Annotated in this window: 5 protein-coding genes; 4 read left to right on the plus strand and 1 reads right to left on the minus strand. The window is 74.2% G+C overall.

The window, feature by feature from the left end:
• The 3 genes from ABD308_RS11255 to sucD all read left to right on the plus strand — a co-directional run.
• Positions 1-1,105, plus strand: a 1,105-nt coding sequence (locus ABD308_RS11255; RefSeq protein ID WP_344331828.1) for a VWA domain-containing protein, incomplete at its 5' end; no start/stop codon positions are given.
• 375 nt (positions 1,106-1,480) lie between these two features.
• Positions 1,481-2,653 carry an ADP-forming succinate--CoA ligase subunit beta gene (sucC, locus tag ABD308_RS11260; RefSeq protein WP_344331830.1) on the plus strand — a complete coding sequence of 391 codons (1,173 nt, stop codon included), beginning with the start codon at positions 1,481-1,483 and terminating at the stop codon, positions 2,651-2,653.
• A gap of 18 nt (positions 2,654-2,671) precedes the next feature.
• A complete protein-coding gene (gene sucD / locus ABD308_RS11265; RefSeq protein ID WP_344331831.1) occupies positions 2,672-3,556 on the plus strand; it encodes a succinate--CoA ligase subunit alpha in 885 nt (294 codons plus the stop codon).
• A 207-nt stretch (positions 3,557-3,763) separates the two neighbouring features.
• Here sucD and ABD308_RS11270 read toward each other — a convergent pair whose 3' ends face one another.
• Entirely contained in the window at positions 3,764-6,979 is a 3,216-nt protein-coding gene (locus ABD308_RS11270) for a LuxR C-terminal-related transcriptional regulator (protein WP_344331833.1), read from the minus strand.
• 135 nt (positions 6,980-7,114) lie between these two features.
• On the opposite strand from ABD308_RS11270, the gene ABD308_RS11275 reads away from it, so the two are divergent.
• The coding region (locus ABD308_RS11275) for a cell division protein PerM (protein WP_344331836.1) at positions 7,115-7,687 on the plus strand (573 nt) is incomplete at its 3' end.

Genomic DNA, 7,687 nt, shown 5'->3' on the forward strand with positions numbered 1-7,687 from the left:
CGGCACCGGCCGCCCCCTGCACGGCCGGGACGCCGCGATGGACGGCGCGCTCGCCGCGCTCTACCGGGGCGCCGCCGAGGACGGCCGGGCCGGGCAGCCGCGCTCCGGCCGCCGAAGCGCAGGCCTCGGCGGCTCGGCCCCGCAGGTGGCCCGCTGGCTGGGCGACATCCGCGAGTACTTCCCGGCCACCGTCGTCCAGCTGATGCAGCAGGACGCCATCACCCGGCTCGGGCTGGAGCAGCTGCTGCTGGAGCCCGAGATGCTGGAGGCCGTCGAGCCGGACGTCCACCTGGTCGGCACGCTGCTCTCGCTCAAGCACGCGCTGCCCGAGACCACCCGGGAGACCGCCCGCGCGGTCGTCGGCCGGGTGGTCGCCGACCTGGAGCGCCGGCTCGCCGACCGCACCCGGGCCACCCTGGGCGGCGCGCTGGACCGCAGCGCCCGGGTCAACCGCCCGCGCCACCGCGACATCGACTGGGACCGCACCATCCGGGCCAACCTGAAGAACTACCTGCCCGAGCACGGCACGGTCGTCCCGGAGCGGCTGATCGGCTACGCCCGCGCCCAGCGCGCGGTGAAGAAGGACGTCATCCTCTGCATCGACCAGTCCGGCTCGATGGCGCCGTCCGTGGTGCACTCGGCGGTGTTCGGCGCCGTGCTCGCCTCGATGAAGAGCCTGGACACCCGGCTGGTCGTCTTCGACACCTCGGTGGTCGACCTCACCGAGCAGCTCACCGACCCGGTCGACGTGCTCTTCGCGACCCAGCTCGGCGGCGGCACCGACATCAACCGGGCGCTCGCCTACTGCCAGTCCAGGATCACCCGGCCGGCCGAGACGATCGTCGTCCTGATCAGCGACCTCTACGAGGGCGGCATCCGCGACGAGATGCTCAAGCGGGTGGCCGCGATGAAGGCGGCCGGCGTCCAGTTCATCGCCCTGCTGGCGCTCTCCGACGAGGGCGCGCCCGCCTACGACCACGCGCACGCCGCCGCGCTGGCCGCGCTCGGCGCCCCGGCCTTCGCCTGCACCCCTGACGTCTTTCCGGAGATCATGGCGGCGGCGATCGAGAAGCGCCCGATCCCGGTCCCGGAGCAGGGGGTGTGAGGCCGGGGGGGCTGGGGCGTGAACGGCGCGGTCGGGGCGGTGGTCAACATCACGCCGCCGGACTCACTCGAACGGCGCAACCCGGGGCGCGGCCGAGCGGGGCCGCCGGTCCGAGCGCCCGGCGTACGCCCCCTAAGCTGGTCTGTGACGGTTCTCACCAAAGACGGGCAGGCCCCGGGCGAAACACGCCCGTCGTCCGGGGATAACCTGCCAGACGGACGTGACGCGCGTGTTGATTGACGTGTGCGCCCGTGGCTGTGTGGGCCGCAAGGCCGTACTTCTGCGTACCCGCACCGCCCCGACGACCCGCAGCGAAGATCCTGCCGTGGCACGCTCGTAGAGACACAATCCGCGACCACGAACAAGGACAAACACGTGGACCTGTTCGAGTACCAGGCGAGGGACCTCTTCGCCAAGCACGGTGTTCCCGTGCTTGACGGCGATGTCATCGAGACCGCCGCAGACGCTGCCGCCATCGCGGAGCGCTTCGGCGGCCGCGCCGTCGTCAAGGCTCAGGTGAAGGTGGGTGGCCGAGGCAAGGCCGGCGGCGTGAAGCTCGCCGCCGACCCGGCGGACGCCGTCGCCAAGGCCGAGCAGATCCTCGGCATGGACATCAAGGGCCACACCGTGCACAAGGTGATGCTGGCCCAGACCGCGGACATCAAGGAGGAGTACTACGTCTCCTACCTGCTCGACCGCGCCAACCGCACCTTCCTGGCCATGGCCAGCGTCGAGGGCGGCATGGACATCGAGGAGGTCGCGGCCACCAAGCCCGAGGCCCTCGCCAAGATCGCGATCGACGCGAACGAGGGCGTGACCGAGGCCAAGGCCCGCGAGATCGTCGAGGCCGCGAAGTTCCCGGCCGAGGTCGCCGACCAGATCGTCGACGTCCTGCAGACCCTGTGGACCGTCTTCATCAAGGAGGACGCCCTCCTGGTCGAGGTCAACCCGCTGATCAAGTCCGGCGAGGGCAAGATCATCGCGCTCGACGGCAAGGTCTCCCTGGACGAGAACGCCGACTTCCGCCAGCCGGAGCACGAGGCGCTTGAGGACAAGGCCGCCGCCAACCCGCTGGAGGCCGCCGCCAAGGCCAAGGGCCTCAACTACGTCAAGCTCGACGGCGAGGTCGGCATCATCGGCAACGGCGCGGGTCTCGTCATGAGCACCCTCGACGTGGTCGCCTACGCCGGTGAGAAGCACGGCAACGTCAAGCCCGCCAACTTCCTCGACATCGGTGGCGGCGCCTCCGCCGAGGTCATGGCGAACGGCCTGGAGATCATCCTCGGCGACACCGACGTCAAGGCGGTGTTCGTCAACGTCTTCGGCGGCATCACCGCGTGCGACGCGGTCGCCAACGGCATCGTGCAGGCCCTCGCCCTGCTCGCCGAGAAGGGCGAGGCGGTCAGCAAGCCGCTGGTCGTCCGCCTCGACGGCAACAACGCCGAGCTGGGCCGGCAGATCCTGACCGACGCCAACCACCCGCTCGTCGAGCAGGTGGACACCATGGACGGTGCGGCCGACCGCGCCGCCGAGCTGGCCAACAAGTAAGGAAGGGACTTTCACACCATGGCTATCTTCCTTACCAAGGACAGCAAGGTCATCGTCCAGGGCATGACCGGCTCCGAGGGCATGAAGCACACCCGCCGCATGCTCGCCTCCGGCACCCAGATCGTCGGCGGTGTCAACCCGCGCAAGGCCGGCACCACGGTCGACGTCGACGGCACCGAGGTCCCCGTCTTCGGCACCGTCGCCGAGGCCATCGAGAAGACCGGTGCCGACGTCACCGTCATCTTCGTGCCGCCGGCGCACACCAAGAGCGCCGTCGTCGAGGCCATCGACGCCGAGATCGGCCTGGCCGTCGTCATCACCGAGGGCGTCCCGGTGCACGACACCGCCGCCTTCTGGGCCTACGCCGGCTCGAAGGGCAACAAGACCCGGATCATCGGCCCGAACTGCCCCGGCCTGATCAGCCCCGGACAGTCGAACGCCGGCATCATCCCGGCCGACATCACCAAGGCCGGCAAGATCGGCCTGGTCTCGAAGTCTGGCACCCTGACCTACCAGCTCATGTACGAGCTGCGGGACATCGGCTTCACCTCGGCCGTGGGCATCGGCGGTGACCCGGTCATCGGCACCACCCACATCGACGCCCTCAAGGCGTTCCAGGAGGACCCGGAGACCGAGCTCATCGTCATGATCGGTGAGATCGGCGGCGACGCCGAGGAGCGGGCCGCGGCCTTCATCAAGGAGAACGTGACCAAGCCGGTCGTCGGCTACGTCGCGGGCTTCACCGCCCCCGAGGGCAAGACCATGGGCCACGCCGGCGCCATCGTCTCCGGCTCCTCGGGCACCGCGCAGGCCAAGAAGGAGGCCCTTGAGGCCGCCGGCGTCAAGGTCGGCAAGACGCCGTCCGAGACCGCCCGCCTGGCCCGTGAGCTGATCAAGGGCTGACACCCTCCCCGCTCGCACCCCACAGCGCCCCCGCCCGGACCTCCGGCCGGGGGCGCTGTGCTGGTCGCCCGCTCGCCTCCGGTGCGCTCGGACCCGGTGCCGACGGTCGGCGGGCGCGGCGCCACCTCCCTTTCGGCACCGGCGCGCCCCTTCGGCTCGGGGCGGGGGTCGCCCGCTCGCCTCCGGGGTGACCCCGGAGGCCGGGCTTCACGCGTCCGTCGCGCACGGGTGCAGGGCCCAGGGCGCGCAGCCGTGCGGCCGTTCGGCGGCCACCACGCCCGGTGGCGGCAGCGCCTCGGTGGCCCGCCCGCCCGTCGGCGGCCGGTACGGCCCGTCCTCGCGGGGCGGCGGCGGATCCACCACGACCGGCTCCAGCCCCGGCGTCGGCGAGCACCACAGACTCCGGATCCCCGACAGCGGCCCCACCGGCAACAGCGGGAGCGGCGCGTCCGGCCCGGTCGCCAGGGCCGGGACCGGCGCGCAGAGCGTGGGCGGCGGCGGACCGGCCGGCCGGAACAGCTCACCCGGCCCCCCGCCCGCCAGCGTCGCCACCGCCGCACCGCCGACCGCCACCGTCAGCAACGCGGCCGCCCCCGTCCGCCCCGCGTTCGCCAGCCCGTACCGGGCCCGCAGCAGCGGCACCGGCGGCCGGTGCGGCTGCGGAGCCCCCCGCACCGCCGCCCGGTGCATCAGCGCGCACAACCGGTCGGCGAACCCGTCCGCCGCCGGATCCGCCCCGACCAGGTCCGGCACCCACCGCGCCAGCGCCGCCCGCGCCGCCCACACGCGCCCCTCGGCGGCGGCCACCGTCGACTCCACCTCCACCGCCACCGCGGTGGCCGGCATCCCCAGGCCGTCGTGCAGCACCAGCGCCCGGCGCTGCGGTCGGGACAGCCACCGGAGCGCCTTGAGCAGGGCGCGGTCCCGGTCGGTGAGGCGGTCGTGGTCGGGCAGCACCGCCTGAGTCTCGTCCGCCGGCCGCACCTTGATCCGACGGTGCGGCAGCCGCCACACGTGCGTGCGCCTCGGCCCGCCCCGGTGCCAGGGCGACAGCGCCAACTCGCACGCCCGCGCCCGCACCCACGCCTCCGGCTCGCCCCCCGCGGCCACCGCCACCCACCGCCGCCGTGCCTCCCCGAACGCCCGCCCCACACAGTGCACGGCCCGATGCCGGCACGCGGTGAGCAGGAACACCTGCTGCACCAACCGCGTGTGCGCCGCCTCGTACACCTCCTCAAACCCCACCCCCCGCCCACCATCGGCATCCCGCGTGCCGTCGGGCCCCGCCGCCGCCCACCCGCCGTCCGCCTTGGCCGTGTGGGCCGCCGCCTGCCTACCGCCGCGTCCCGGCGCCACGGGCCGCCTGCCGGTGGGGTCGGTCGTGCGTGCTGCCGTCTGCCTGCTGCCGGACCCCGATCCCGCTGGCCGTGTGCCGTCGACGGCGGTGGTCTGATCGCCGTCGGGTTCCGGCGCCCGGCCGGCGGTGGCGGCCGGGCGTGCTGGCGTCTGCCCGCTGCCGGAGGCCGGCCCCACCGGTCGCGTGCCAGCGGCGGTGGTCGTCCTTTCCGCCGCCCGCCCGTCGTCCGATCCCGACGCCACCGGCTGCCCGTCGGTGGCGTCGGGCACAGGCGCTGCCGCCCGTCTCTTGGACGCTCGCTGGCCGTCGCGCCCCGCCGACGGCTTCTTGGTGTTGCGTTCGGCGGGTTGCTCTGGCCGCTGGTCGCCGTTGCTTCCCACGGCCGCTCTTTCAGCCGTGGTCTGGTCGTTCTCGGGGCCTGGGGTGTCCGCCTTGGTCGCCTGCCCATGGGGTGCTTGCCGGCCGTCGGGTCCTGTGGGCAGGCGCTTGGTGCTGCGTTCGGCGGGTTGCTCTCGTGACTGCTTGCCGTTGCTTCCCATAGCTGCTCCCTCCACGGCGGCCCGGTCGCCCTCCGGGCCCGGGACGGCCGCCGCAGTCGCCCGCCTGCCGTCCGCCTCGGTTGTCCGCTCGTTGGATGCCACCTGCCGTCCGTCGGCCGCCTCGGCCGCGCGCGTCGCTGCCTCGCGGCTGTCGAGCCCCGGTGACGTCCGGGCGGCACCGTGACCGGCTGGCTGCTTCGCCGCCGCCTGCCGGTCACGGTGCTCTGTCCCCGACCCGTCGGCCGTCTGTCGGCTATCGCGTCCCATCGCCCCCTCCGCCAGGCGCGGCCGGCCCGCCGCCATCGGCTCGACTGCCCGGCCTGCCTGCGGCGGCGCATCCGCGCCTGCGTCGGCGGCTCGGCCGGGGCGCACGCCCTGCGGCCGGTTCGTGCCGATGGCGTTCGCCACCGGGCGACCGTCGGCCGCGTGCCCGGACGGGGTCGCGGTGTTCGCCTGGGCGGCGGGGCTGGTCGTCACGGCGGTCTGCCGTGGGGCCTGTGCCTTCGCCGGGGCCGTGTGCAGGCCATCTGGAGGCTGCTCACCGCTCGCCAGGTTGGCCGTTGCGGTGGCTTGCCCGACGGTTCGCGACCTCGCCGGGTCTGCGGGTGTGCCGCTCGAAGGCTGCTGGCCGGCCGTCGGAGTGGCCTGTGGGGTTCGGGTCTCCGCTGGGCCTGCGGGTGTGTCGTGTGAGCGGTGCCGGTCGGTGCTCGGGTTGGTCATGGTGGTGGTGGTGTGCTGTGGGCGCGTGCTCGCGGGGGCCGTGGGTGTGTCGTGCGGGGGCTGCCGGTCGGTCGCTGGGTTGGTCGTCGTGACGGTGTGCTGTGGGGTTCCCGTCTTCGCCGGGTCTGAGGGTGTGCTGTTCGGGGGCTGTGGGTTGGCCGTCGGAGTGGCCTGTGGGGTTCGGGTCTCCGCCGGGTCTGTGGGCGAGTCGTGCGAGTGCTGCCGGTCGGTGCTCGGGTTGGTCATGGTGGTGGTGTTGTGCTGTGGGCGCGTGCTCGCGGGGGCCGTGGGTGTGTCGTGAGGGGGCCGCCGGTCGGCGGCGGGGTCGGTCGTCGTGGTGGCCTGTGGGCTCTGCGTCTCCGTCAGGTCCGTGCGCGTGCCGTTTGTGGACCGCCGGTCGGTCGCTGGGTTGTGCTGTGGGGTTCCCGTCTTCGCCGCGTCCGCGGGAGTGCCGGAGGCCGTGGTGGGGAGGAGGGCGGCGAGGGCGGTGATCTCGGACTGGGTGCGGGTGCCGAGCTTGCGCAGGGCCCGGTGCTGGTAGCTGCGGGCGGTGGCGGGGGTGACGCCGAGGGCGGCGGCGGTGTCGGCGAGGTCCCGGCCGGCCGCGAGGTGGGCGAAGGCCTGTGCCTCACGTGCCGTCAATCGGCGCAACAGTGCCACGCCCTCGTCCCTCCCGGCCCCGGCAGGGGGGCCGTCGGCGCGGCCGCGTCCGGTCCTGGCCTTGCCGGGGCGCCCCTTCCCGCTGCGGCGCTGCGTCGCGGGCGCGGGCTGGTTGCCGGGGTGTGCGGCGGTCGGGGGCTTGGTCATCAGACGCTCCTGGCCGGGTCGGTCGCGGCGGCGAAAGGGCATGGTCTGAAAATGCGCATAAGCCAATAATCTGGGACACCCCGGCCGTTTGCCTCTTCACGGAGCATGGCGAGTCGCCTTGGCACGATGTGGACCATGACGCAGCTGACGGGTCGTCCGATTCTGGGAGCGCCGGGCGAACTGGGGGCGAGGCCCGTTCTGTCCGCCCTGCTCGTCGGGGTCCGGACGGCCCTGTCGGGGCTCTGCCTCGTCACCGTCCCGGTGCTCGGGCTCTGGGTGGTGACGCCGTACGCGGACGACGGCGCGTCCGGGGCGCTGCGGCTGGTGACGGCGCTGTGGCTGCTCGGGCACGGCGCGCCGGTGCTGCGCGGCGTGGCGGAGGCGCCGTTGACGGTCACACCGCTGCTGCTCGGCCTGCTGGCGGTGGTCCGGCTGTCCCGGGCGGCGGGCCGGGTGGCGGCGCGCGGTCCGGGGCTGCCGGGGCGCGGTGGTGCGCGGGCGGTGTGGGCGGGGTACTGCGCGGTGGCGTGCGGGGTGGTGGCGCAGGGCGCGGGCCCGGGGGAGTTCCGGGCCCGGGTGCTGCCGGACCTCGCGGTGGTCGCGCTGGTGGCCGGGGTGGCGGTGGCGGTCGGGACGCGGGGGCGCGGCGCGGCCGCGCTGGTGACGGGGTGGCTGGAGCGGGCGCTGGCGCGGCTTCCGGCGGTGGTT

Origin of the sequence: Kitasatospora putterlickiae, from assembly GCF_039527695.1 — a bacterium.
GTDB lineage: Bacteria > Actinomycetota > Actinomycetes > Streptomycetales > Streptomycetaceae > Kitasatospora > Kitasatospora putterlickiae.

Excerpts from the sequence above, each read along its gene's own strand:
- sucD (WP_344331831.1), top strand. The coding sequence starts at position 2,672 with ATGGCTATCTTCCTTACCAAGGACAGCAAGGTCATCGTCCAGGGCATG.
- ABD308_RS11270 (WP_344331833.1), bottom strand. The coding sequence starts at position 6,979 with ATGACCAAGCCCCCGACCGCCGCACACCCCGGCAACCAGCCCGCGCCC.